The 275-nt window shown below is 72.0% G+C and carries 1 pseudogene; it reads right to left on the bottom strand.

Annotated elements, in window-relative coordinates:
- Positions 1-275, bottom strand: a pseudogene (locus AC1RPY_RS07875) (hypothetical protein); the annotation flags it as partial.

Raw genomic sequence — 275 nt, 5'->3', positions numbered from 1 at the left:
GGTGTAGAAGTCGGTGACCCAGCCGGTCGGCTTGCCGGCATCGTCGCGCTCGGGACGACCCCACGGGATGTCGTGGCCGTCGGAGATCCCGAGCAGCCGCAGCGCGGCGTCGTTCCGCCAGACCGAGTGCTGGTCGTAGGTGGTGACGAACACCGGCCGGTCGGTGAGTCCGGCGAGGTCGGCGGCGTTCGGCCGGCGCCCCGGCACGATCGAGTAGACGGCGTTCTCCGCGCAGATCCAGTCGAGGTCGGGACGGCGCTCGGCGAGGTCCCGGA

The organism is Dellaglioa sp. CoH-56-MRSF-12, assembly GCF_056782075.1.
Note: the sequence above shows the minus strand (reverse complement) of the source record. Positions and strands in the feature narration are given on the sequence as shown.